General features: G+C 56.5%; 26 protein-coding genes. 11 read left to right on the forward strand and 15 right to left on the reverse strand.

Annotated features, from left to right (window positions below):
- Positions 1-103: 103 nt before the first annotated feature.
- Both MELB17_RS02000 and MELB17_RS02005 read right to left on the reverse strand, forming a co-directional pair.
- The gene (locus MELB17_RS02000; protein ID WP_007348455.1) at positions 104-1,402 is read right to left on the reverse strand and encodes an ABC transporter permease; all 1,299 of its coding nucleotides are present in this window, start codon (positions 1,400-1,402) and stop codon (positions 104-106) included.
- Positions 1,387-2,157, reverse strand: a complete 771-nt coding sequence (locus MELB17_RS02005) for an ABC transporter ATP-binding protein (RefSeq protein ID WP_007348456.1) — start codon at positions 2,155-2,157, stop codon at positions 1,387-1,389. Before MELB17_RS02005 ends, MELB17_RS02000 begins: the two co-directional genes overlap by 16 nt.
- Before the next feature lie 137 nt (positions 2,158-2,294).
- On the opposite strand from MELB17_RS02005, the gene MELB17_RS02010 reads away from it, so the two are divergent.
- Entirely contained in the window at positions 2,295-2,753 is a 459-nt protein-coding gene (locus MELB17_RS02010) for a DUF3299 domain-containing protein (protein ID WP_007348457.1), read from the forward strand.
- A 14-nt stretch (positions 2,754-2,767) separates the two neighbouring features.
- Here the strand turns inward: MELB17_RS02010 and MELB17_RS02015 are convergent, their stop codons facing one another.
- Positions 2,768-3,346 carry a DUF2796 domain-containing protein gene (locus MELB17_RS02015; RefSeq protein WP_007348458.1) on the reverse strand — a complete coding sequence of 193 codons (579 nt, stop codon included), beginning with the start codon at positions 3,344-3,346 and terminating at the stop codon, positions 2,768-2,770.
- A gap of 151 nt (positions 3,347-3,497) precedes the next feature.
- On the opposite strand from MELB17_RS02015, the gene MELB17_RS02020 reads away from it, so the two are divergent.
- The 5 genes from MELB17_RS02020 (at position 3,498) to MELB17_RS02040 (ending at position 9,031) form a co-directional block, all read left to right on the forward strand.
- A complete protein-coding gene (locus MELB17_RS02020; RefSeq protein WP_007348459.1) occupies positions 3,498-4,106 on the forward strand; it encodes a UPF0149 family protein in 609 nt (202 codons plus the stop codon).
- 117 nt (positions 4,107-4,223) lie between these two features.
- The gene (pepP, locus tag MELB17_RS02025; RefSeq protein WP_036183157.1) at positions 4,224-5,543 is read left to right on the forward strand and encodes a Xaa-Pro aminopeptidase; all 1,320 of its coding nucleotides are present in this window, start codon (positions 4,224-4,226) and stop codon (positions 5,541-5,543) included.
- Positions 5,544-5,545: 2 nt separating this feature from the next.
- Positions 5,546-6,832, forward strand: coding sequence for a 2-octaprenyl-6-methoxyphenyl hydroxylase (gene ubiH, locus MELB17_RS02030; protein WP_007348461.1), 1,287 nt, complete (start codon positions 5,546-5,548; stop codon positions 6,830-6,832).
- Positions 6,825-8,084: an FAD-dependent oxidoreductase gene (locus tag MELB17_RS02035; RefSeq protein ID WP_007348462.1), complete on the forward strand. Its 1,260-nt coding sequence runs from the start codon at positions 6,825-6,827 to the stop codon at positions 8,082-8,084. The genes ubiH and MELB17_RS02035 overlap by 8 nt, the downstream gene beginning before the upstream one ends.
- A 23-nt stretch (positions 8,085-8,107) precedes the next feature.
- Complete coding sequence (locus MELB17_RS02040) at positions 8,108-9,031, forward strand: DUF808 domain-containing protein (RefSeq protein WP_007348463.1); 924 nt, start codon at positions 8,108-8,110, stop codon at positions 9,029-9,031.
- A 13-nt stretch (positions 9,032-9,044) separates the two neighbouring features.
- On the opposite strand, the gene MELB17_RS02045 is transcribed toward MELB17_RS02040, so the two are convergent.
- From MELB17_RS02045 to ubiE, 9 genes are all read right to left on the reverse strand, one after another.
- Positions 9,045-9,764 carry a 16S rRNA (uracil(1498)-N(3))-methyltransferase gene (locus MELB17_RS02045; RefSeq protein WP_007348464.1) on the reverse strand — a complete coding sequence of 240 codons (720 nt, stop codon included), beginning with the start codon at positions 9,762-9,764 and terminating at the stop codon, positions 9,045-9,047.
- The gene (gene tatC, locus MELB17_RS02050; RefSeq protein WP_007348465.1) at positions 9,761-10,549 is read right to left on the reverse strand and encodes a twin-arginine translocase subunit TatC; all 789 of its coding nucleotides are present in this window, start codon (positions 10,547-10,549) and stop codon (positions 9,761-9,763) included. Before tatC ends, MELB17_RS02045 begins: the two co-directional genes overlap by 4 nt.
- On the reverse strand, positions 10,546-11,013 hold the full coding sequence (tatB, locus tag MELB17_RS02055; protein ID WP_007348466.1) for a Sec-independent protein translocase protein TatB: 468 nt from the start codon (positions 11,011-11,013) through the stop codon (positions 10,546-10,548). Before tatB ends, tatC begins: the two co-directional genes overlap by 4 nt.
- A gap of 11 nt (positions 11,014-11,024) precedes the next feature.
- Positions 11,025-11,267: a twin-arginine translocase TatA/TatE family subunit gene (gene tatA / locus MELB17_RS02060; RefSeq protein ID WP_007348467.1), complete on the reverse strand. Its 243-nt coding sequence runs from the start codon at positions 11,265-11,267 to the stop codon at positions 11,025-11,027.
- 86 nt (positions 11,268-11,353) lie between these two features.
- Positions 11,354-11,683 carry a phosphoribosyl-ATP diphosphatase gene (locus tag MELB17_RS02065; RefSeq protein WP_007348468.1) on the reverse strand — a complete coding sequence of 110 codons (330 nt, stop codon included), beginning with the start codon at positions 11,681-11,683 and terminating at the stop codon, positions 11,354-11,356.
- Complete coding sequence (hisI, locus tag MELB17_RS02070) at positions 11,676-12,119, reverse strand: phosphoribosyl-AMP cyclohydrolase (protein WP_007348469.1); 444 nt, start codon at positions 12,117-12,119, stop codon at positions 11,676-11,678. Before hisI ends, MELB17_RS02065 begins: the two co-directional genes overlap by 8 nt.
- 21 nt (positions 12,120-12,140) lie before the next feature.
- A complete protein-coding gene (ubiB, locus tag MELB17_RS02075) occupies positions 12,141-13,784 on the reverse strand; it encodes a ubiquinone biosynthesis regulatory protein kinase UbiB (RefSeq protein WP_007348470.1) in 1,644 nt (547 codons plus the stop codon).
- Positions 13,781-14,443 carry an SCP2 domain-containing protein gene (locus MELB17_RS02080; RefSeq protein ID WP_007348471.1) on the reverse strand — a complete coding sequence of 221 codons (663 nt, stop codon included), beginning with the start codon at positions 14,441-14,443 and terminating at the stop codon, positions 13,781-13,783. The genes ubiB and MELB17_RS02080 overlap by 4 nt, the downstream gene beginning before the upstream one ends.
- Complete coding sequence (gene ubiE / locus MELB17_RS02085) at positions 14,443-15,234, reverse strand: bifunctional demethylmenaquinone methyltransferase/2-methoxy-6-polyprenyl-1,4-benzoquinol methylase UbiE (RefSeq protein ID WP_007348472.1); 792 nt, start codon at positions 15,232-15,234, stop codon at positions 14,443-14,445. The genes MELB17_RS02080 and ubiE overlap by 1 nt, the downstream gene beginning before the upstream one ends.
- Positions 15,235-15,347: 113 nt before the next feature.
- Between ubiE and MELB17_RS02090 the strand changes: the two genes are divergently transcribed.
- Positions 15,348-15,626, forward strand: a complete 279-nt coding sequence (locus tag MELB17_RS02090) for a polyhydroxyalkanoic acid system family protein (protein WP_007348473.1) — start codon at positions 15,348-15,350, stop codon at positions 15,624-15,626.
- Positions 15,627-15,645: 19 nt separating this feature from the next.
- Here MELB17_RS02090 and MELB17_RS02095 read toward each other — a convergent pair whose 3' ends face one another.
- Both MELB17_RS02095 and MELB17_RS02100 read right to left on the reverse strand, forming a co-directional pair.
- Positions 15,646-16,395 carry an FFLEELY motif protein gene (locus MELB17_RS02095; protein WP_007348474.1) on the reverse strand — a complete coding sequence of 250 codons (750 nt, stop codon included), beginning with the start codon at positions 16,393-16,395 and terminating at the stop codon, positions 15,646-15,648.
- A gap of 93 nt (positions 16,396-16,488) precedes the next feature.
- The gene (locus tag MELB17_RS02100; protein ID WP_007348475.1) at positions 16,489-17,409 is read right to left on the reverse strand and encodes an alpha/beta fold hydrolase; all 921 of its coding nucleotides are present in this window, start codon (positions 17,407-17,409) and stop codon (positions 16,489-16,491) included.
- 231 nt (positions 17,410-17,640) lie between these two features.
- Between MELB17_RS02100 and MELB17_RS02105 the strand changes: the two genes are divergently transcribed.
- The 4 genes from MELB17_RS02105 (at position 17,641) to msrB (ending at position 21,822) form a co-directional block, all read left to right on the forward strand.
- Complete coding sequence (locus tag MELB17_RS02105) at positions 17,641-19,050, forward strand: WS/DGAT domain-containing protein (RefSeq protein ID WP_007348476.1); 1,410 nt, start codon at positions 17,641-17,643, stop codon at positions 19,048-19,050.
- A 122-nt stretch (positions 19,051-19,172) separates the two neighbouring features.
- Positions 19,173-20,552, forward strand: coding sequence for a class II fumarate hydratase (locus MELB17_RS02110; RefSeq protein ID WP_007348477.1), 1,380 nt, complete (start codon positions 19,173-19,175; stop codon positions 20,550-20,552).
- A 164-nt stretch (positions 20,553-20,716) separates the two neighbouring features.
- Positions 20,717-21,379, forward strand: a complete 663-nt coding sequence (gene msrA, locus MELB17_RS02115) for a peptide-methionine (S)-S-oxide reductase MsrA (RefSeq protein ID WP_036183162.1) — start codon at positions 20,717-20,719, stop codon at positions 21,377-21,379.
- Between the two features lie 11 nt (positions 21,380-21,390).
- Entirely contained in the window at positions 21,391-21,822 is a 432-nt protein-coding gene (msrB, locus tag MELB17_RS02120) for a peptide-methionine (R)-S-oxide reductase MsrB (RefSeq protein WP_007348479.1), read from the forward strand.
- On the opposite strand, the gene MELB17_RS02125 is transcribed toward msrB, so the two are convergent.
- Entirely contained in the window at positions 21,819-22,799 is a 981-nt protein-coding gene (locus MELB17_RS02125; RefSeq protein ID WP_007348480.1) for a calcium/sodium antiporter, read from the reverse strand. The genes msrB and MELB17_RS02125 overlap by 4 nt on opposite strands.
- Between the last annotated feature and the right edge of the window lie 245 nt (positions 22,800-23,044).

Here is a 23,044-nt window from a genome sequence, read left to right on the forward strand (position 1 = left end):
GTAGTTATGCGAAGCTTTGCATAACCGAAAGAACTGTCAACTATAAGTGCGCACGGGATACCGGTCAATTTACAGCTCTGTTATCCCCGTTTGGGTAAAGATTTCAGACGTCATCCAGTACTTGCCAGCCCGGACGCCGGCCGCGGCGCCAGGCGCTCAGCGCCGGCATCAAACCAATCACCAGTGCAGCAACCGGCACCGCTGCCAGCAGAATCCACTCGTCCGGATTCAGTGGGCGCAGTGTAAGCAAAACGCCGTAGTTGGCTTGTAGCCAAGGGCTGACGGCGGCTATACCGGCAGCGCCCAGCGCCAACGCTAAAACGCAGGCCAGCAGCGCGATTGCCAATGATTCCAGCAGGTACAGGCTGGCAATTAAACCCGCAGAGGCGCCGGTTGCACGAAGTATGGCGATTTCGGCTGATCGCTGGGCCTGTAACGTCAGCAGCACCGTGGCCAGGCTAATCAGACATACCACGACCACAAAGCCGGTGATGCCCAGCAGCGCCTTTTCAAACTGGCCCAACAGGCGCCAAAGCTCGCTCAGGGCAACGCCGGGCAGTATGGCGGTTAGCGGCTCTTTACCATAGGTGTTGATGTCGCGCTGGATACGAAAGGTCAGTACTTTGCGTTCTACGCCGGCAAATGCGGCGGTAATGTTGGACGGGATAAAATTGCGCTGTTTGGCCTGCTCCAGGGTTAAAGTGCGCCCGGGAATGCCCACGCCAGACTCCCAGCCCACATGCATGGCTTCCATACTGTCCAGGCTGATATAAACCGCCTGGTCTACCGGCGTACCGGTGGTATCAAGCACGCCGGTTACGGTAAACGGCGTGCTGTCGTGGCGGGCGAAGCTCACACTACCACCTCCGTGGCCCATAATGAGCTGGTCGCCAACACTATGATTGAAAGCACGGGCGACATCGGCGCCCAATACCACCTCAAACAGATCGTTGAACCACTGGCCGCGCTGCAGTGTCAGCGGCTGGCTGCGGCCATAGCGAAAGTGCTCGAACATGGCGCTGGTGGTTGCCACCATGCGGTGGCCGTTGTAGCTGTCGCCCAGGGAAATGGGGATCAGCCAGCTTAAGCGCTCGTCGTCTTTCAGAGCTTGATAACTTTGCCAGCTCAGGTTGTTCGTCGCATCGCCAATGTGAAACACGCTGTATAGCAACAGGTTCAACTGACCGCTGCGGGCGCCGATGATCAGATCTGTATTGCTGATGGTGTTGGTGAACGACTGCCGAATTTCGCTGCGCACATACTGGATGCCCAACAGCAGGCTCACGCTGAGCGTGAGCGTGAGGGTAACCAGCAACAGTATCCGCCGGCGGTGCCAAAGGCTGGATTTGGTGAGTGTCAGAGCAAGGTGGGCTGTCATGCGGGTGGTCATGAAGATAGCCATGATGGCTGCTCCAGTTCAATCTGGTGGTGAAAATGGTGTGCCAGGGCCGGGTCATGGCTGACAAACACCACCGAGGTTTTATTCTGCTGCGCCATCTCCAGCAGCAACTGCATAAAGCGATCGCGATTGTTGCTGTCCAGCGCTGAAGTGGGCTCGTCAGCCAGAATCAGCTCCGGTGCGCCCATCAGCGCGCGGGCTGCCGCAACCCGTTGCTGCTGACCAATGCTCAGCTGCGCGGGTTTGCGGCTATGCAGTTCCTGGGGAATAGAGAGCGCTGACAGAAGCGTTTTTGCTTTGGCGTGAATGGCGGCCCGGGTGTCTGAGGTGCGGGTTTCTGAGCTGATGCGGTCACGGCGAACGGGGGAAAGCTGACAGGGAAGAATGACATTAGCCAGCGCGGTCAGATAGGGCACCAGATTGAACTGCTGAAAGATCACACCGATATGGTCGGCGCGGAAACGATCCCGTGCTGAGGGTGCAAGGCCCCTTATAGACTTTCCTAGCAGGCGGATGTCGCCGTTGTCTGCGGTGTTTAGCCCGGCCAGAAGGCCCAGCAAGGTGCTTTTACCGCTGCCGCTGGCCCCGCGTAAAAACAGGTGGTCGCCGGCGTCCAGATTGATATCCGGAAAAGTCAGGGCAGGCTGGCGGGACTGCCAGCGAAAGGTCAGCTCTCGGATTTGTAGAGAGGGCAGGGCAAGCGGAGCGCTTGCGCTGTCAGAGTCTGGAGTGATCATGGTGGCTGTCGTTTTGGTCATGGTGATTGATTCTGGCGGGTGTATGATAACTCTTTTCAATCCACAGCTTGGCGGGGTTAAACGAATACATGGCTAATAAGTTGCACAGAGTGAGTTGTGTTCGGCGCTGTTCTGCTTTGCCCCTGGGGTTGCTGCTCATGGTATTTTTACCTTTGGCGCACGCGGAGCTACCGGAGATTGATTGGCTGGATTTGATGCCGGCGGAGGATCTGGCACTGCTCGAGAGCATGCCGGAAATTGTGCACGACGGCGAAGGCCCGCCCTTGCTGCCGGACGAGATCATGACCGGGCGTGTGGTAACGGCCATGGCCAATACCCGGGGCCGTATTCCGGGTTTCGTTGTGCCGCTGAAGACGACAGAGGATATGCGCATTCTGGAGTTTTTCCTGGTGCCTTATTTTGGTGCCTGTATTCATGTGCCACCGCCGCCACCCAATCAGCTTATCCATATGAAATACAAAAAAGGCTTCAAGCTGACTGCGCTCTACGACCCGGTCTGGGTTGAGGTTACGATTTTGATTGATCGTACCGAGAATGTGATCGGGACCTCGTCTTATTCCATGGCGGTGGAGTCGATTTATCCTTATGAGTATTGATGCTTTTGAACTTTTCAGAGCTGGAATTGGTTATCGGATGAGCTCAGTTTTGTGCTGCCCTGGCGGCTGTTGGTTACCCACTCCACGTCCAGTTCCTGTATCTCCGGAAATTGGGCGATCAGCGGGGTTGTAAGCTGGCCGCCGATATCCGCACTTTTGCAGTTGAGCACCTGACTGACTTCTATGTTGGCATGTTCGTTCATGGTTTCATCGTGATGGTGGTCGTGATCGTGATGATCTTGTTCCGCCGCTTTTGCGCTGAAGTCCATGCTGGCCGATTCCATCGTGCAGTTGCCACCGGCGGGCGCAATCAGTGCTTGGGTCGTTAGCCACTGCCTGGCGTTTTCCAGGGTCTGTTTTTGTTGCTCGGTGCGTGGTTCATGTTCGAAACCCAGCAGGTTGAAGGCGGGGCTGGTCAGAATCAGGTCAACGTTGTTGTTCTCCACCGCCATCTGCAGCTGGGCATGGCCGTGTTGGTGTGGTTGCTGTTCGCTGGCTGTGCTGGTGGTGGCCAACGCGCACAGGCACAGGCCAATGGCAACACTCAGAGAGTTTATAGATTTTAGAGATGTTAAAGGGTTGCGGGATGTCATGACGGGTTCCTGTAAAGTTATGTTATAACATCTTTGACCGAGTGCGATGAAAAAGCAACAGAATGTGCTCTAAGGCAACAGAAAGTGCCATGCAGGCGCTGCAATGCTAGGATAATGGCAATCTTTATTATTCACCTATTAGGGTTTTTCCATGTCTTTATCCGATGCTTCCGCTGCTCCAAATATCGAGATTTCTGCGGAATTCGAGCGCTGGGCCAATGTGTTTCTGGCGCACAAAGCGTTCAGCCACCCGTCTGAGTTACACGGTGTTCTGTGTGGTCGTTTCGCCGCTGGTGGGCGTATGCAAGAAGACGAGTGTGCCACCATGGTGTGCGAACATATCGGGCTGGCTTCGACAGCGTTGGAAGAGTCGCCTGAGCTTAGGGTGTTCGCCGCGGGTATTTACCAACAGGCCCTGGCGCAGCTGAGCAGTATGGATATGAGCTTCCAGCCCCTGCTTCCAGATGATGATTATGCGCTTGAGCAAAGGCTGGAATCGTTAATTTCGTGGGTGCGTGGCTTCCTGGCGGGCATGGCACTGGCGGCGGGTGAGTCGCTGGGCGAGGCGCCGGAGGAAATTCGCGAGCTGATGGAAGACATGGTCGCGATCAGCCAGCTGTCTGACGAAGAAGACGCGAGCGAAGAAAACGATCAGCAGCTGGTAGAAATTACCGAGTATGTCAGGTTGGGTGCGCTGGCCGTGTTTACCGAGTTTAACGAGCCGGAGCAACCGGCCAAGACGCCCCCTACTCTTCATTAGGTCTCATTAGGCCTCATTAAGACTCATTAAGACTCACTGAAGCTCACGAGAGCGCACTAGAACTCATGAGAAAAAAGGACCGTCTTGGCCCTGAACATTTTAATGGTTGGAGACTGTATGACGTCGATGATACCTGTAAAGGAATTTGCTGAGCGCCGCCGCAAGCTGATGGGCCACATGGCGCCGGATAGCATTGCCATTCTGCCTTCGGCGCCAGAACGCGTGCGTAATCGCGACGTTTTGCACCCGTTTCGCCAAGACAGCGATTTTCATTATTTAACCGGCTTTGGTGAGCCTGAGTCGGTGCTGGTGTTGATTCCCGGGCGCGCTCATGGCGAATCGGTGTTGTTCTGCAAAGAGCGCGATCCTTTAAAGGAACAGTGGGACGGCTTTTTAGTGGGCCAGGAAGGCGCCGTTGAGCGTTACGGCGTGGACGACGCTTTCCCGATTGGTGACATCGACGATATCCTGCCGGGCCTGATTGAGGGCCGCAGCCGCATTTATTACCCGCTGGGTAAAGACCGTGGTTTTGACACCCGTGTTATGGACTGGGTAAAAGTGATTCGCAGCAAGGTGCGCACCGGCGCTCGCCCCCCCGGCGAATTTGCGGCGGTAGAGCATCTTCTGCACGATTTACGTCTTTATAAAAGCGCGAATGAAATCAAAGTGATGGCCAAGGCCGGCGAAATCTCAGCCCAGGCCCACTGCAACGCCATGAAACTCGCCCGCGAGGGGCTGGGTGAATACCATCTCGAAGCCGAACTGATTCATACGTTCCGCCAGCACGGCACCCGCGAGACAGCGTATCCATCTATTGTGGGTGGCGGCGTGAACGGCTGTATTCTACATTACATCGAAAACAGCGAGCCCCTAAACAACGGCGATCTGGTGTTGATCGACGCCGGCTGCGAACTGGAATGCTACGCCTCGGACATTACTCGCACGTTTCCGGTGAGCGGCCATTTCAGCGAGCCTCAAAAGGCGCTTTACAACGTGGTGTTGAATGCCCAGTTTGCCGCGATTGATGCCGTGCGCCCTGGCAATCACTGGAACCAGCCCCACGAAGCGGCGCTGAATGTGCTTGCTCAGGGCTTGATTGATTTGGGCCTGATTGCTGGGCCACTGGGTGACGCCATCGCCAATGAAACGTTTAAACCGTTTTTCATGCACCGCACCGGCCATTGGTTAGGGTTGGATGTTCACGATGTGGGTGACTACAAGGTGGGTGATGCCTGGCGCCAGCTGGAGCCGGGCATGGTTATGACGGTGGAGCCCGGGTTGTATGTGTCACCGAATAACACCGACGTGGATGATCGCTGGCGTGGAATTGGCATTCGTATTGAAGACGACGTGGTTGTCACCAAAGACGGCTGCCGCGTGCTGACTGACGGCGTGCCAAAAACAATCGACGAAATTGAAGCACTAATGGCGGGCTGAGCGTGACGGCAAACGATACGGATACCGATATCCTGATTGCCGGCGGAGGTTTAGCCGGAGCGACCTTGGCTTTGGCGCTGGCGCGCATGGTGCCCCAACTGCGTGTAACCGTGGCGGAGACTTTCCCCCTCGCCAGCAACGCTGAACCAAGCAGTTACCAGCCCAGCTACGATGCGCGCTCGACCGCCTTGGCCTGGGGTTCCAAGATGATTTATGACCAGCTTGGTTTGTGGCCTGCATTGGCCCAGCACGCCGCCCCGATACGTCACATACACGTATCGGACCGCGGCCATTTTGGCGCTGCCCGCCTGCACGCCGCAGAATACCGCCAGGATGCCTTGGGCTACGTCGTGGATAACCGCTGGATGGGCTTGTGTTTGGTGCGTGAGCTGTTAAAAACGCAGGTGCAATGGTTGGCGCCGGCGGAGGTGACTGACATGACCTGCCACGGTGACAATGTGCGCGTGACGGTAACCACCGCAGGTGAAACCAGGGAACTGAGCGCGCGCTGCCTGGTGGTAGCTGACGGCGGCCGTTCTGATCTGCGTGAGCGCCTGGGGTTTCAGGTTCGTCACCAGCCCTACGGCCAGAATGCGTTGATTGCTAACGTAACCACCGCCGACAGTCATCAGTTTTCTGCCTACGAGCGCTTCACCGACAGCGGCCCCATGGCGTTGCTACCCCATGGTTCGCCAACACGCGCAAGCCATCAGTCGGCGCTGGTGTGGACCTTATCGGACTCCGAGCTGGAAGAGGTGTTGGCCATGCCAGACGCCGACAAGTGCGCGCGTTTGCAGCAGCGATTTGGCTGGCGCCTGGGGCGCTTCAGCCGCATTGGCGAATGCAATCACTACCCGCTGGCGCTGACGCTGGTAGACAACCCGGTGCGTCCGGGCATTGCATTGGTGGGCAACGCCGCCCACAGCTTACACCCGGTGGCAGGCCAGGGTTTCAATCTGGCCCTGCGCGGATTGATGACGCTGGTGGAGCAATTCCGCCTGGCCAGTGAGCAAGGCAGCAACCCCGGCGAGCTTGCGGTATTGCAGCGTTACCAGCAATTACACCAGAGCGACCGCGTGCAAACCGCTGGTTTTTCCGACTCCCTGATTCAGATTTTTGGCTCGCCACTGCCACCGCTCGCTGCGGCCAGAGATGCCGGTTTAATGGGGTTAGACCTACTGCCCGCAGCAAAACGCTGGTTCGCAGGGAACGCCATGGGCCTGGGCGGTCGCAAAGCCCACATTCAGCGCCCCGGTTCCCATAACAGCAAGGCGTTGAGCCATGACTGAAGCGCACAGCTCAAAAACGCCCGCTGTGGCGGACATTATGATTGTTGGTGGCGGTATGGTGGGATCGGCCTTGGCTTTGGGGTTGGCGCAACAGGGTTGGCAAGTTGTTCTGGTTGAGTCCAGCCCCCTGGCGAAGTTGCAGGCCGCTGCGCAGCCGGCGACCGGTGTTGATGACTTCGAACCCCGTGTGAGCGCCGTCTCCATGGCCAGCCAGCGGTTGTTGGAAGGGCTTGGTGCTTGGGCAGAAGTGGCCGCGGGCCGTCACTGCCCTTACCAGACGATGACAGTGTGGGACGCCGAAGGCACGGGGCGCATAGAATTCGATGCCGCAGAAATGCGCGCCGAAGCGCTGGGCACGATTGTCGAAAATCGCCATATTGTGCGGTCCCTGTTTAATGCTTTGGAAGCCAGCCCGGCGACCATTTTTAGCGGCGCCAAGGTGGCTGGCTGGCTGGCGAACGGGCCGGATGGGGAGGGTGGAAATGCACCCGGTATTTGCCTGGAAGATGGCCAGCACCTGCGGGCGCGATTGGTGGTAGCCGCAGACGGCGCGCAATCACGGTTGCGTCAGTTAGTTGGCCTGCCTACCCGCGAATGGGATTATGATCAACAGGCCATTGTGGCCACGGTGCGCAGCAAACAGGTGCACCAGTACACCGCGCGGCAAAGTTTCTCCCGCACTGGCCCGCTGGCATTTCTGCCGTTGCAGGCTGACAACGGCGACGAACATTTCTGTTCGATTGTGTGGTCTCAGGACACGCTTGAAGCCCGGCGCCTGATGGCGCTGGATGACGTCGCTTTCAACGCCGAACTGGCGAGGGCAATCGAGCTGCCGGAGGATTCGGTTGAAGCGATTTCCCGTCGCTTTGCCTTTCCTCTGCGCCAGCGCCACGCCATGAATTACACAGCGCCAGGCTTCGCGCTGGTGGGCGACGCCGCGCACAGTATTCATCCGCTGGCGGGCCAGGGTGCCAACCTGGGTTATGGCGACGTGGCGGTATTGCTGGAGGAATTAAAGCGTGCCCGCAAGCTGGGCCTGAACCCCGGAGATGCTCTGGTGCTTGGGCGCTACCAGCGCCGCCGCAAATCGGAAAATTTAACCATGATGGCAGCCATGGAAGGTTTAAAGCAGCTGTTTGGCCGCGACGAACTGCCGTTACGGTGGCTGCGCAATCAGGGCATGAACTGGCTTAACCAGTTGGCACCCCTGAAAAACCGACTGGCCGCCGAAGCCATGGGGCTAAGGGACTAAACTTTTTAAATAGAGAATAATCCATGGCCGGCAGCAGCCTGTTTGCACTGATTGACGACATCGCCACCATTCTTGACGATATATCGTTGATGACCAAGGTTGCCACCAAGAAAACCGCCGGCGTGCTGGGTGATGACTTGGCGCTGAACGCGCAACAGGTTGCCGGCGTAAAGCCCTCGCGGGAGTTGCCGGTGGTGTGGGCGGTGGCGAAAGGGTCGCTGCTGAACAAGGCGATTCTGGTGCCTGCGGCGGTGGCCATCAGCTTTTTTGCGCCCTGGCTGGTAACCCCCTTGCTGATGCTCGGCGGTGCCTTTCTGTGTTACGAGGGCGCGGAAAAATTGGTGCACCGGTTTTTGCACAAGGTCGAACACGACCAGCATAAAAAAGACCTGAAAGAAGCCCTGAAAAACCCGCAAGTCGACCTGAAACACGTGGAAAAAGACAAAATAAAGGGCGCCATCCGCACCGACTTTATTTTATCGGCAGAAATCATTGCGATTACCCTTGGCACAGTGACTCAACAGCCCATCGGCATGCAGTTCGCCGTGCTGTCAGTGGTAGCGTTTATGATTACGGTGGGTGTCTACGGTTTGGTGGCGGGTATCGTAAAACTGGACGATGGCGGTCTGTACCTGACTAAAAAAGACAGCGCCCTGGCGCAAAAGCTGGGTCACGGTATTTTGTGGTTTGCGCCTTATATGATGAAAACCCTGTCGGTACTTGGCACCATTGCCATGTTTCTGGTGGGCGGGGGGATTCTTACCCATGGTTTTTCCGCCATCGGCCACGATATTGAGAGTTTTGCCGAAGGCCTGGGAGAGATGGCCGGAGCAGCAGTGCCCATGTTGGCCAACGGTGTGTTCGGCCTGGTAGCGGGGTTGTTGCTGGTAGCGGTGCTGACGCCACTGCTGAAGCGATTTAAAAAGCCGGAAGCTAAGCAAAGCTGAGGGTTAGGCAAGCTTACACGCAACCGTCAAACAACCGGCTGACCAGCACCGGCACGGCGGTTTCTACCCGCAGTATACGTTGGCCCAGATGTACAGCCTGGCACCCTGCCTGCTGCAGTTTATTCACTTCGTAATCGGTGAAGCCACCTTCGGGGCCAATGCAAAGGGCCGCCGGGCCTGGCAGGTGCACAGGGCAAGGCTGTGCACTGCCGGGATGTGCCACCAGTGCCTGTTTGCCGGCCAGAAGCGCCGGTAGCTCGTCTTCCACAAAGGGCTTGAACAGTTTGCGAATGTGCACTTTTGGCATCAATGTGTCGCGAGCTTGCTCCAGCCCCAGCACCAAGTTGTCATGCAGCGCCGGCTCTTGCAGCCATGGGGTCTGCCAAAAACTTTTTTCCACTTTGTAACTGTTGATCAGCCACAGTTCTTTTACGCCCAGGGTAGCGCAGGTTTGTAGAGTGCGACGGAACATTTTTGGCCGCGGCATGGCCAGCATCAGTGTAAGTGGCAGAGGTTTTGGCGGGGCTTGGTCAAGGCTGACGTGAAGTTCGGCGTAGTGCGCAGTCAGGTTGGTAACCCGGCCCACACCCATATTGCCGTTCACTTGGCCCACCGGCACGCTATCGCCCACGGCGATTTTACGAATGCTGCGCAAATGTTCCAGGCGACGATCGCTCAAGCGCACGGTATCGGTAGAAATGAAATCCGCGGCGAACAGCAGAGCCAAATTCATTCGCTGCCGGGCTCTTTTTCCTCGCCGGTACCCGCAACTTTGCGCTTCATCAAGCGGCCGAACAGGATGCCGAGCTCAAACAAAATCCACATGGGCAGCGCCAGCAAGGTTTGCGAGATAATGTCCGGCGGGGTCAGCAGCATGCCGATAACAAAGCAACCAACCACCACATAAGGGCGCTTGGCCGCCAAGTCATCCGGCGTGGTGATGCCGGTAATAACCAGCAGAATGGTGGCAATTGGAATCTCGAACGCCACGCCAAAGGCAAAGAACATTTTCAACACGAAATTCAGATAGCTGGTGATGTCTGGCAGTTCCACAATGCCCTCAGGGCCAACCGAGGTAAAGAAACCGAAAACCAGTGGAAACACCACGTAGTAGGCAAAAGCAGCACCCAGATAGAACAGCAGCACTGACGAAAAAAGCAGTGGAAAGGCTATTTTTTTCTCATGGGTGTACAGGCCCGGGGCAATAAAGCTCCAAAGCTGGTACAGAATGACCGGGATGGCGGCAAACACCGCCAGCACGAGGGCCAGCTTCAGAGGGGCAAAAAACGGCGAGGTAACATCGGTGGCAATCATGCTCTGGCCCACCGGCAGCAGGCTGCGGATAGGTTCAGACAACCAAAGGTAAAGTTCGTTGGCAAACGGGTAAATAAAGGCGAAACACACCACCACCGCCAGCACCATCTTCAGCAGGCGGTTACGCAATTCCAGTAGATGTTCAATCAGCGGCATTTCAGGCTGGTCGGGCACGTGGTTAGCGGCCCCGGTCTGTTCTGTCATGAACGCGTGTCCGAAGCATCCCCAGAACTGGGGGAAGGTTTGTTAAGGTCGACCGGGCTTTCTGGGGCTTTTCCCAGCGAGATGTCGGCGGGTTTTGCGATGGAGGGTGTTCCATCTTCGTCCCACAGCTCAGACAACTCAGATGTTACTTTGCGGTTGGCCTGATCCAACTGGTTCTGCACTGGTTTGACCATGTTTTCGTATTTTTTAGCTTCATCCAGGGCATCACGGACAGTTTTCTGAACATCTTTTAGGCCAACATCTCCAGCTTTGCGCAGCTCCTGGCGCAAGTCTTCGGCCTTTAGCTCACGGTCAAGCTCCGAGGTAAACTGGCTCATCATACGGCGCGCAGACCCTATCCAACGCCCGGCAGCGCGCGCAGCCGAGGGCAAGCGCTCGGGCCCTAGCACCAGCAAAGCAATAACGCCGCAGATCAGTAGCTCAAGAAAGCCGATATCAAACATTCAGCGGGCTCTCAGCTTTGGGTTTTATCCCGGGTTTTGTCGTCCGCAGCGGACTGCTGAAACTGTGCGCTGTCTTTCTCCTCCAGGTTATCCGGATTGGAGGTGTCGGTTTTACCATCGTTATCGGTCATGGACTTTTTAAAACCACGAATGGCGCCGCCAAGATCGGTACCGATATTGCGCAGTTTTTTAGTTCCGAACAGCAAAATAACAATGCCAAGTACAATAAGAAGTTGCCAAATACTGATGCCCATGGTGAATCCTCGTTCAAATGTTGGCAGTGGCCGCTATTGTACGCCACTGGTGGCACTGTAAAAAACCTCTTGTGAGGTAGATACCCCTATTCTTGGCGCGACGCTTTTTCTTCCAGGCCCGACAGGTCGAATCGCCGTGCCAGTTCGCGAGTAATGTCTTCCGGCCCCGCACCCAGGCGTGACAGCATAACCAAGGTGTGAAACCACAAGTCGGCGGTTTCGGCAATCAGCTCGTCGTTGTTTCCACTGTGCTCGGCGTCTTTGGCGGCGAGCAGGGTTTCAGTGCACTCCTCGCCAACCTTTTCCAAAATTTTGTTCAGCCCTTTGGCGTGCAAGCTTGCCACGTAAGAGCTATCAGGATCGGCGTTCTTGCGGGCTTCCAGCACCTGCGCCAGTTGTTGCAATACGTCACTCACCGTTGGGCTCCTTGGCACTTTTTGCTGTGTTGTAAATGGCGCTTGGGTCTTTCAGTACCGGATCTACGCTTTGCCATTGGCCGTGTTGCAGTGATTGGTAAAAGCAACTTCGCCTACCAGTATGACAGGCAATCCCGCCTTTTTGTTCGACCTTCAGCAAAATTACGTCGGCGTCGCAGTCCAGGCGAATATCCTTTATCACTTGCTGATGGCCCGAACTTTCGCCCTTGCGCCAGAGTTTACCGCGGGATCGTGACCAATACACGGCCTGGCCTTCGGTAACGGTAAGCTGCAGCGATTCGGCGTTCATCCAGGCCATCATCAGTATGTCGCCGCTGTCGGCATCCTGAGCGATGGCGGGTACCAGGCCGTCTGCTGTCCAGCGGATGGTGTCAAGCCAGGCTGGCTGGCATTCATTGGCAGGTGTTTGCTCCATGGGTTCAGTCCTGAAAGCGGGTTAACGGCTGCCGCGCAATACCAGCGCGCCAGTGGCAATAAACAATATCCAGCTCCACACCGGCAAACCGCTGAGCCATTGTTGGCTGGGTGGATGGCTGGCGGCAACCGCAGTTGCGGCTAACAACGCCGCTATACAGCCCCGGCGCCAACGCCGTTCGCTGCGCAACTGCTGTTCTCTCAATAGCGCCAGAGTGTCGCGATTTTGCTGTTCGGTGGGGCCCGCGCCTCGTAGCTGCAATAATGCATCGTGAATCAACTGCGGCATCTCCGGAGACTGTTCCAGCCAAGCCGGAAAGTGGGTCTGCAAGGTTTTCAAAAACCCGGATGGCCCAATACGCTTGCGCATCCATTGCTCCAAGTATGGTTGAGCAGTGCTCCACAGGTCCAGATCCGGATAGAGCTGGCGGCCAAGACCCTCAACATTCAGCAGGGTTTTTTGCAGCAGCACCAGCTGAGGCTGTACTTCCATGTTGAAGCGGCGGGCAGTCTGAAACAGGCGCAGCAGAAAGTGGCCAAAGGAAATTTCTTTCAGTGGACGCTCGAAAATTGGTTCGCACACGGTGCGAATAGCCGCTTCAAATTCGTTAACCCGGGTTTCCGGTGGTACCCATCCGCTTTGAATGTGTAACTGCGCCACCTGGCGGTAATCGCGGCGAAAAAATGCTAGCAGGTTGCGGGCCAGATAGCTTTGGTCGTCTGGGGACAGGGTGCCGACAATACCAAAATCAATGGCGATGTACTGGGGGTCGGCAGGGTTGGAAATATCCACAAAAATGTTGCCGGGGTGCATGTCGGCGTGAAAAAAACTGTCGCGGAACACTTGGGTGAAAAAGATTTCCACGCCTTTTTCGGCCAGCACTTTCATATTCACGCCGGCGGCGTTCAGCGTAGCAACGTCCGCAATGGGCACGCCGTGAATACGCTCCATGACCAGCACCTGCTTGCGGGTGAAGTCCCAGTCGATAAAGGGAATGTAGATCAACGGCGAGTTGTCGAAATTACGCCGCAGCTGACTAGCGTTGGCGGCTTCACGCTGCAGGTCAAGCTCGTCGTGAATGGTGGAGTCGTAGTCAGCCACCACTTCCAACGGATGCAGGCGTTTGCCTTCTACCCAGTATTTTTCAAGCATTCCGGCCATCAGGTACATCAGGCTGAGGTCTTGACGGATGGTTTTTTCAATGCCCGGACGCAGCACTTTCACCACCACTTTCTGGCCGTTTTTCAGCGTGGCTGCGTGCACCTGAGCCACCGATGCAGACGCCATGGGGTCTGCGCTGAATTCGGCAAACAGCTCGGTGACCGGAGCGCCCAGCGCGCGCTCTATAATTTCACGGGCGCTATCGCTTGGAAACGGTGGCACTTTGTCTTGCAAGTTTTTCAGCGAGTCGGCCATGTCGTCCGGCAGCAAGTCGCGCCGGGTAGACAGTATTTGGCCGAATTTGACAAACACCGGCCCCAGCTCTTCCAGAGCAATGCGCAAACGGTCACCGCGGTCGAGTTTGGGTTGCGGAAACAGATGCCAGGGCGCCAGTATGAAAATGATTTTCAGCACTGGCGGCAGCTCGGCCAGGGGCAGAAAAATATCCAGTCGGTAGCGGCAGAATACCCAAAATATCCGAAACAGGCGTTGCAGACGGCTCACGAATTCTCCTGTTTTTCAGGCGATTCAGACGGGAGAGCGGGCGGCTGGCTCTGGGGCAGGAACTCCACGCGGGCGGCCAGGCGCTCAACCCGAAGGCTTAGGGCATCTATATCCTGAAAGCTGGCCTCAAGCTCGCGGCGGCCGGGTAAGGCGCCGGTTTCTTCGTGCAGGTATTCTTCCAGATTGCTGGCCATGCTATGTCGCGCATCACGGCTCCACTTCACGCCATTGCGTAAGCGTTTGGCCAGAAAATGAGCGGGCACATCGCCCAGATGGCGAGCCATGGCCGCCTCCCAATCCGGATTCAACTGTTCAATGGCACGCTGAAACTGGTGTGCCAGAGCGGTGTCCCCGCTAATGCTTAAACGGCCGTTTTGAATGGCGCTTGTGTCGCCGCTGGCCATGGTATAAAACGCCATAGCCGGCCCACCAATCACCAGCCCGGGCTGAGTGGCCGGCTGGCTGCCCACCAACACGCCTTTGGCGCCTTGGGTCAGGGTAAGGGTTAATGCGATGGGCGCCGTCAGGTCAAACTGTACCGGGGCAGTCAGCGCTGCCAACAACGCTTTGCGGCCGGCCGGGTCAAACTCCAGGGCTTGGTTCAGCGCCGTTTCAACAATGGCGCTGGCAGCGCTGAGCAGGGTAGGGCCAGGGAACATCAGGGTTTTATTCCCACGTGCAGGGCCACAATGCCACCGGTCATATTGTGGTATTTGCAGTTGGCGAAGCCAGCGGTCTCCATCATCGCTTTAAGGGTGTCCTGGTCTGGATGCATACGGATGGATTCCGCCAGGTATTTGTAGCTCTTGCTGTCGCCGGCAATCAACTTGCCCATAAACGGCAAAGCGGTGAACGAGTAACTGTCATAGGCCTTGCTTAGCAACGGGTTAGTGGGCTTGGAAAACTCCAGCACCATCAGTTTACCACCGGGTTTTAGTACCCGAGCCATGTCCCTCAGAGCTTGGTCTTTGTCGGTCACGTTGCGCAGACCAAAGGCGATGGATACGGCATTAAAACTGTTGTCCGGAAATGGCAAGTGTTCAGCATCGGCTTGCACGTATTCAATGTTGCCGGCGTAGCCGCGGTCTGCCAGGCGGCTGCGACCGACTTTCAACATGGAGGCGTTAATGTCAGCCAGTACCACTTTGCCACTGGGCCCGACCAAATCCGAAAACTTCATGGTCAGGTCACCGGTACCGCCTGCGATGTCCAGCACCTGGTGCCCCGGGCGCACGCCGGAGAGCTCAATCGTGAAGCGTTTCCACAGGCGATGAACACCCATCGACATCAAATCGTTCATGAGGTCGTATTTGCCGGCAACGCTGTGAAAAACTTCGGCTACCTGGCCGGCCTTCTGGCTTTTTGGCACATCGCGAAAACCGAAATGGGTGACGTCGTCTTGCGGGCTGCCCGGAGTTGCGGCGCTGGCTGGCGTTTGCTGATCGCTCATGGAACTGTCCTGTCAGAATCTGAGTCCCGTATTCTAACGCCTGCGGGGTTGGCTACAAGTTTAATACCGCCTTACACTGTAAAACCTATCATTTCGCGAGAGAAAACTGATTTATGTCCATTATTGATATTCACCGCACTCATACCATGGACAAACAGCACGCGCGTGAAGCGGCTGAGACCTTGGCTGCCGATCTGTCCAGCCGTTTTGCTGTGACTTACGCGTGGGAAGGCGATGTTATGAAAATCAAGCGCAGCGGAGTGCAAGGCCAGCTCACGATTAATAACGGCGACTTGCACGTCTACTTGGAGCTGGGACTGCTGTTGCGGCCTATGAAGGGCCGGATTGCACAGGAAATCGAATCCCAGTTAGATCAGATTATTCGCGTTTGAAGCCGTAAAGCGGCTCGCATCAAAGCGAGGCGGGCAGTTCAAAGGGCTGCGATTGACCGGCCAGTATGTTATCCATAATGTGCTGTTCACGCAGCACTAGCCGGTCAATTAGTTTGCCGACGTCATCCATACACCGGAACGCGCTGTAGCCTCGGTGCAGAAAACTGTGCAGATCCTGCAGGTTGGCCATCTCCGCCGGTCCGCGGCCCATCGACAGCAGCCAGCCCAGTGTTCGGTTGCGCACGTAGCGGTCAAGGCGATGGCCCACATCGGCGATCAGTTCAATCTGACGCAGTCGCTGGTGTTGGTCATTGGCGTAACGGTAGGCCAGGCAGTAGTCGTCTACTGCCAGTGCCGCGGCACTCATCTGATGGCTATGCAACGCGCTGGCCAGATTATGGTCCAGTTGCTGGGTCAGCAGGTTGAGCTCCACCAGTCTGGCCAGGGTTCGTAACTGGTGGTCTGGCAGCCACTTCACCATTTTTGGAAAAACCCGATCGATATTGTCGTCGCGATGGCTCATTCCGGCGGGCGCGTACAAATCCGTCAGCAAAAACTCCAGCCCCTCGTGATAGCCCGGGTTCTGGTATAAATCCTGGTGAGTCTGTTTTAGCCGAGCGGCCTGCCAGCTGGCCACCTGAGCGCCTTGCTGTTGCAGCGGGTTATGGCTGTGGCCTTGGCGAAAATCATGATAGGCCAGCAGCCAATGCTGCAATTGACGGGCGTTATCGCTGTGAACGGCGGTTTCAACCAAGCGCTGGCGATACATGAAAAGGCTCCGGCTGGGCGGTTGAATCGGGGGCGGCATTGTAACCGAGTAGAGTGACGTGTGCTGAAGTGTCATCAATAGCGATTGGGGACATCAGACGTCAGCAGTCGCAACCTGCGCTAAATCCGGTATCCATTTTTTGTCATCCAGAATGATAAAGTGGCTGGGCGCCGTGGTTTCCACAATCTTCAAGTTTTCACCACCCTCGCGGGCACTGGCCAGCATGGCTTTGCGGTCGAGCACCCGGTCAGTGGCTGGAATCAGCACAATGCCGCGTGTGATGTGCTGGTAAACGCTGGTGTCGGTGCGCTCCATCCAGGCCAGCAGATTGTCGATATTGCGCACAATGGTCAGGTGATCTTTGGTGGCGTGGAACAGCTTGCTGAGCAGTTTTCTCTTGCGCCGGTTCGTTTTGCCAAAAAATGTCTGGTTGTAAGCCGAATTGGGAGTGCTGTTCAGCAGGCGGACAATCCACGGCCACATGCTGGGACTGAGTGGTTCCAGTAATGCTAGCATCAGTGGGTGGGCGCGGCCCTGGGGTAATATCGGGGCTTCCAGTACCAGCTCTATGTCGCGGTAAAGCTCTGGCCATTGGCGAACAGCTTCTAGCGCTACCGCGGCACCGCGGGAGTGGCCGTGAATGCGCACGTTGCTGCTGCCTATAAGATTGCGCATGGCCTGGTTAAGTATGCAGGCATCGTATTCGATGGTGCCGGCCAAATGCTTGATGTCCACCGCCCAGTCGGGCGTCTGCGGCATAACGCCGCTAACAGGCACATGGTAATTGCTGCAGGTGATCAGGATCAGTTCGGTGGTGGGGGCGTTATAGGCCTGGGTAAAATAGCAGTGATTTTCCATAAAACCGTGTATGCACACCACCGTGTTCTCGGCTGGGCCACTGTGATTGCGCACAGAAATCGCACCTTCGCCGATGGAAAATACCTGGCCCGAAAACATCTCGGCGTAAGCGTTTTCGATAGGTTTGATCAGTTTTCGAATATGGCTTGCCTGCATAATCTCTCCTGATCGTTATAGCGAGCGCCTGCATTTACAGCACAGTGGCTTGGCTCTGTACTTATTATAAGCCTGCAGGTAAAGCCGTGTGCAACACTTTTACCTTGCGCCGGGTATAAGCAGGCTCTGGAGGCGCTGGTGGATGTCTGGCACAATATCGTTCTATTCTCAGTCTCAGGATTCGCCGAGATTACGGCAACTTAGCTCATCCTATACAAAAGGCAGCGGATTTTGAGCCAGCAAGCTTTGCATTTGATGTTGCCTGCCGACGCAGGCTGGCTGGCTGCCGAACGGCCGGAAAACCCGCTGGTTACCACCGTGTTGCTTCGTGTTCAGGGGCTGACAGCTGCTCGCCTGCGCGAATTCTTGCATGTTTACTGGGGTGCCTGGGAGCGTTTTCGCTTTCGCCCGGAACCTTATGCTGGCTATTGGCGCTGGCAGGAAAGTGTCGATTTTGATGTGCGCCAGCATCTGGATATTGTGCTGGACCGTTTTACTTCACCCCAGCAGCAACCTTGGATAAACGCCGTTATCAGCCAGCCGCTGCCCATTTACCGGCCATTATGGAAATTCTGGTTGGCGCCCAACGCCGTTGGTGGTGGGTTGTTGCTCATGCGGATACACCATTGTTACGCTGATAGCGCTTCGTTGGCGCAACTGCTGGAACAACTGTTCACCGCGTCGCCGCAGCAACACCCGGTACTTTACGGTGCAGCGCATCCGGCAGACCTTGAACGCTGGCTGCAGTGCGCTAAAAATTGGCTGAGTGAGCGTGTTTTTGGTGCCGAGGGCCCGCCGCCCGAAAACGACGCGGTACAGACGGCAGCCGCTGCTGCTGGGCAGCTGCCGGGCACTTTTAGCTCAAGCGCTGCCACGGCGCTTGAGCTAGCGGGCCAGTTAGGCAGTTACCTGGCCCAGCCAGACGACAGCCCCAGCAATCTGAGCCGGCCATTAACCGGCCAGCGCCAGTGCTGTTGGTCTGCGGCGATTCCCGATGCGCGTTTACAGGCGACGGCCCAGACGCTGGGCGTTAGCAGCCGCGACGTGTTGGCGGCCTGTATAACGGCGGCTTTGCAGGCGCAGCTCGGGCTGAGCCCGCAGGCGCTGGAACAGGCCCAAATTAACCTGTTGCTGCCAGTGGATGTTCGTCCCCAACTGCCCGCCAGTTTAAGGCCAGCGCTGTCTGAGCCGGGTAATGGCAGTGGCAGTGAACGGTTATTGCTGCCAATAGACGGCGACAGTTTTGTGGAACGGGTGTATCGCATAAAACAGGAGGTTCGCCGCCTTCGCGACAGCCTGCAACCGTTGTTAACCTGGGGCCTGACCGCCTGCAACGCTTTTTTGCCTGAAATGATAAAACAGACGCCACTATGGCCTTTTGCCGCTCGCCCCAGTGCAGCACTAGCCAGTTTCGACGGTGCCGGAGTGGTTCGCTATTTGGCGGGTTGTCGGGTTGACGAACTGGTGGCCTGGAGTCCGCAAATTGCCGATGCGGGAATAAGCGTAACCGCTTGCCGCTACGCCGGCCAGCTGCGACTGACAGTGGTTGCCGACCATTCTGCCAACCTGGATGTGCAGCGCTTTCAGAGCGATTGTATGGTGGCTTTGAATCAAGCGCTTGTCAGCTATCTGGATAATTGAGCCCCCATAACGTCGCGCATTGTCAAAAAACCTGCTGAGTGTCTACAGTATTGGGATAGGCGCCCCAGGATCTCACATCCTCAAGCGTGCGGCAGAGACCATCATTTCTTCAAGGAGGTTCCATGAGCAATGAACGGGTAGAAAGCGACAGCCTTGGCGACGTCAGGGTGCCGGAAAACGCACTTTGGGGAGCACAAACCCAACGCGCCATCGAGAACTTCCCCGTCAGCGGGCAACCCATGCCGCCGGCGTTCATCGCCGCCGTGGTGCAGATAAAAAAAGCCGCGGCGGAAGCTAATGCCAGCCTGGCCTTGCTCAATGGCCCGGTTCGCGATGCTATTGTGCTAGCCTGTGACCAGTTGCTGGCCGGTGATTACTATGATCAGTTTCCGGTAGACCGCTACCAGACCGGCTCTGGCACCAGCACCAACATGAATGTTAACGAGGTGATCGCGGCACTGGCCGAGCTCAGTGGTGTGATGGTTCATCCCAACGACCACGTGAATATGAGCCAGAGTTCTAACGATGTCATCCCGTCGGCTATCCATATCAGCGCGGTGATAGCGATTCACCAGAATCTGGTGCCGGCGCTGACCCATTTACAAGGCGTTCTCTACGAGCGCGAAGCCATGTATGGCGAGCAGGTAAAAACCGGTAGAACCCACCTGATGGACGCAATGCCGGTGACCCTGGGCCAAGAGCTTCGTACTTGGCGCGAGCAATTGAAAGCGACACAGGCGCGCATCGAACGTGCAGCAGATGAGCTTCTGGCGTTGCCCCAGGGCGGCACGGCTGTAGGCACCGGGATTAATGCCGTTAGCGAGTTTGCGCCTGAGTTTACCCGCTGTCTGAAAGCCAATACCGGTTTTGGCTTCAAGCCACTAGCCCATAAGTTTGTGGCACAGAGCGCAGTGGATGCGCCGGTGGCGCTGTCGGCGCAGCTGCGTGGGCTTGGCATAGTGCTGACAAAAATCGCCAACGATTTGCGCTGGATGAACAGCGGCCCCATTCACGGGCTGTCAGAAATCAGCCTTCCGGTACTTCAGCCAGGCAGCAGCATTATGCCAGGCAAAGTGAACCCGGTGATCCCCGAGTCTGTGGCTATGGTAGGCGCCCAGATTATGGGACTTGATGCCTCTATCGCTTACGCCGGGCAGTCTGGTAATTTCCAGCTCAACGTGATGTTACCGTTGGTCGGTGCCAACCTGCTGGAGATGATTGGCCTGTTAAGCAATGCCAGCAGTCTGCTGAGTGACAAAGCACTAAAAGGCTTTACCGTCAACGCAGAGCATCTAAACGCAGGTGTTGGCCGTAATCCCGTGCTGGTGACGGCGTTAAACCCCGAAATTGGTTACAGCCTGGCGTCTGAAATTGCCAAAGAAGCCTACGCCAGTGGCCGCCCGGTAATTGATGTGGCTGAAGAGCGCAGTGGTCTCAGCCGCGAGCGGCTTGAGCAGCTTATGGACCCGTTAAAACTGACCCGCGGCGGGTTGGCAGGGTAGCGAGTGTCCATTATGGCTCATTCGTGAACCTACTGAGCTTCTGAGAGTCCGAATAACCAGACGGGACACTCACGGCGGTATGTTCCAGGCGGGACACGAGTGGTCCGCGTGATCAAATTGAACGAACAATAGTTACACAAACAAACGTATTTGCGGAGGTAGTAATGACAACATCCTGTAGCGTCCCCGGCATGACCGTGCCGCGCAGCCGGTTTCCGGATCCAGAGCAGGATCTTCCCGCAGACCAGGACAGCGGTCAGATAGTCCTTGCGGGTGGCTGTTTCTGGTGCGTGGAGGCGGTAATTATTGCCATGAACGGCGTGCACTCGGTTGAATCCGGCTACGCTGGCGGATCTGCTGACAGCGCTAACTATAAGGCTGTGTGCACCGGTACCACTGGCCACGCCGAAGTGATTAAGATTGAATACGACCCGACCCAGGTGTCGTTGGGCAGCTTGCTGAAGGTATTCTTTTCGGTGGCTCACGACCCCACCCAGCGCAACCGCCAGGGTAACGATATTGGCACCCAGTACCGTTCGGCTATTTTTTATCAGTCGGCACAGCAGCGTCAGGTCGCGCAAGCGTATATTGAACAGTTGAACCAGGCAGGCGTGTTCCACTCGGCGGTTGTGACGGAACTGGAGCCGCTGGAAGCCTTCTACGTCGCAGAAGCAGATCACCAGAACTTCGCCGCTCGCAACCCGGGTCAGCCCTATATCATGGCAGTTGCTGCACCCAAAGTGCAGAAGTTGGTTGACCAATATAGCGATCGGCTAAAGCCGGGCGTAACGTCTAGATCTACCGACGACCACTCGAATAAAGCGTAAGGAGCACTATTTTGGCCGAATCTGCAGCAGGATACGATTTGACGCAGCTAACAGCGGAACAGATTGAAGAGAAAGCCGTTGGCCTGAGCGCCGACGAGCGTCGGATATTGTTAGACCATGGCACCGAACCTTCGTTTTGCGGCACGCTGCTGGACAACAAAAAGCAGGGTGTTTACGAATGCCGGTTGTGTGACTTGCCGTTGTTTAACTCTAACGCCAAGTTTGATTCGGGTACCGGCTGGCCCAGCTTTTTTCAGCCCTTCGATCCGCAACACATTCATTATATTGAAGACGATACACTGGGCATGCGTCGCACAGAAGTTCGCTGCCCGCGCTGTGACAGCCATCTGGGTCACGTTTTCCCAGACGGCCCGGCGCCCACCGGTCAGCGCTACTGCCTGAACTCGGTGGCCCTGATGTTTAAGGAAAACGCTGGCGATTAGCCGGTGGCGGGTATCATGGTGGTTAACAGGTAGCCGGTGTACGACACGTAGACCAGCACCAGAATACCACCGTCTACCCGACTGATGATGCGGCTGCGGCCGGCAAAGCCAAAGCCCATCAGCAGTAAGCCAACGGTCAGCGCCAGCATCAGTGACCAGTCGCGATAGAGAACCTCTGGGTCCACCTGCAATGGGCTGATGGTTGCGGCAAGGCCGACCACTGCCAAGGTATTGAAAATACCCGAACCCAGAATGTTGCCGAGAATCAGATCGTGCTCATTTTTGCGCACCGCGGCCAACGCTGAAGCCAACTCCGGCAAAGACGTGCCAACGGCGACAACGGTCAGGCCAATAACCAGATCGCTGATGCCCAAGCTCTGGGCAACGTAAACCGCGCCCCAAACCAACATTCGGGAACTGACGACCAGCAGCACCAAGCCCACAATCAGCCAGAAAACGGCGTTTCTCAGCGGCATGGGGTGGGCCAGCGCGCTTTCCTTTAGGCCAGCTTCAACAGAGTCATCTTTATTGCGCAGGCCCTGGAATATGAACCAGCCCATCACCGCCGCGAAAACCGCTAGCAAAACCCAACCGTCGGTGCGCGACAGCTCGCCATCAATCAGCTGGTAACCGGCAATCAGGGTAAGGCCGACGAGCAGTGGCAGTTCCTTGCGGATGATTTGTGAATGCACGGCAATGGGCGCAATGATGGCTGTTAAGCCAACAATCAGCGCTATGTTGGTAATGTTGGAGCCGTAACCGTTGCCCAGGGCCAGGCCGGAGTTGCCTTCCATCGCGGCTATAGCAGAAACAGCCAGCTCGGGAGCCGATGTGCCAAAGCCGATAATCACCATGCCGATTAGCAAGGTGGGCATGCCCCAGTGCTTAGCGGCGGCTGCGGCCCCGTCTACAAACTTGTCGGCGCTCCACACCAGAACAATCAAGCCGGCAATGATTGCACCTATCGCCAGTAACATACGTGCTATCTCTTTACTAAACCGGGGGGGTGTGAGACTAAAGTTGTGGTGATATTGTCTGGAAAAGTCGGGAAAATCAATTACAACGGAGACAGGATCCCCGGGCCAGGCGAGTCTTTACATGACGCGCAACCGTTGCCTATTACAATTTAATAGTGCGCCGAAAGCCGAGATAATCGTCACATTGCATTCAGGAAACAGTTGCCAGCATTATTAGCTCCATCTGGCTGGTTTCCGACAGGCTC

This window comes from Marinobacter sp. ELB17 (assembly GCF_000169375.1).
In the GTDB taxonomy this organism is placed as follows: Bacteria; Pseudomonadota; Gammaproteobacteria; order Pseudomonadales; family Oleiphilaceae; genus Marinobacter.

Coding starts and splice junctions, on each gene's coding strand:
- MELB17_RS02000 (WP_007348455.1), bottom strand. CDS start 1,402: ATGGCTATCTTCATGACCACCCGCATGACAGCCCACCTTGCTCTGACA.
- MELB17_RS02005 (WP_007348456.1), bottom strand. CDS start 2,157: ATGACCAAAACGACAGCCACCATGATCACTCCAGACTCTGACAGCGCA.
- MELB17_RS02010 (WP_007348457.1), top strand. CDS start 2,295: ATGGTATTTTTACCTTTGGCGCACGCGGAGCTACCGGAGATTGATTGG.
- MELB17_RS02015 (WP_007348458.1), bottom strand. CDS start 3,346: ATGACATCCCGCAACCCTTTAACATCTCTAAAATCTATAAACTCTCTG.
- MELB17_RS02020 (WP_007348459.1), top strand. CDS start 3,498: ATGTCTTTATCCGATGCTTCCGCTGCTCCAAATATCGAGATTTCTGCG.
- pepP (WP_036183157.1), top strand. CDS start 4,224: ATGACGTCGATGATACCTGTAAAGGAATTTGCTGAGCGCCGCCGCAAG.
- MELB17_RS02035 (WP_007348462.1), top strand. CDS start 6,825: ATGACTGAAGCGCACAGCTCAAAAACGCCCGCTGTGGCGGACATTATG.
- MELB17_RS02040 (WP_007348463.1), top strand. CDS start 8,108: ATGGCCGGCAGCAGCCTGTTTGCACTGATTGACGACATCGCCACCATT.
- MELB17_RS02045 (WP_007348464.1), bottom strand. CDS start 9,764: ATGAATTTGGCTCTGCTGTTCGCCGCGGATTTCATTTCTACCGATACC.
- tatC (WP_007348465.1), bottom strand. CDS start 10,549: ATGACAGAACAGACCGGGGCCGCTAACCACGTGCCCGACCAGCCTGAA.
- tatB (WP_007348466.1), bottom strand. CDS start 11,013: ATGTTTGATATCGGCTTTCTTGAGCTACTGATCTGCGGCGTTATTGCT.
- tatA (WP_007348467.1), bottom strand. CDS start 11,267: ATGGGCATCAGTATTTGGCAACTTCTTATTGTACTTGGCATTGTTATT.
- hisI (WP_007348469.1), bottom strand. CDS start 12,119: ATGGAGCAAACACCTGCCAATGAATGCCAGCCAGCCTGGCTTGACACC.
- MELB17_RS02080 (WP_007348471.1), bottom strand. CDS start 14,443: ATGTTCCCTGGCCCTACCCTGCTCAGCGCTGCCAGCGCCATTGTTGAA.
- ubiE (WP_007348472.1), bottom strand. CDS start 15,234: ATGAGCGATCAGCAAACGCCAGCCAGCGCCGCAACTCCGGGCAGCCCG.
- MELB17_RS02090 (WP_007348473.1), top strand. CDS start 15,348: ATGTCCATTATTGATATTCACCGCACTCATACCATGGACAAACAGCAC.
- MELB17_RS02095 (WP_007348474.1), bottom strand. CDS start 16,395: ATGTATCGCCAGCGCTTGGTTGAAACCGCCGTTCACAGCGATAACGCC.
- MELB17_RS02100 (WP_007348475.1), bottom strand. CDS start 17,409: ATGCAGGCAAGCCATATTCGAAAACTGATCAAACCTATCGAAAACGCT.
- MELB17_RS02110 (WP_007348477.1), top strand. CDS start 19,173: ATGAGCAATGAACGGGTAGAAAGCGACAGCCTTGGCGACGTCAGGGTG.
- msrA (WP_036183162.1), top strand. CDS start 20,717: ATGACAACATCCTGTAGCGTCCCCGGCATGACCGTGCCGCGCAGCCGG.
- MELB17_RS02125 (WP_007348480.1), bottom strand. CDS start 22,799: ATGTTACTGGCGATAGGTGCAATCATTGCCGGCTTGATTGTTCTGGTG.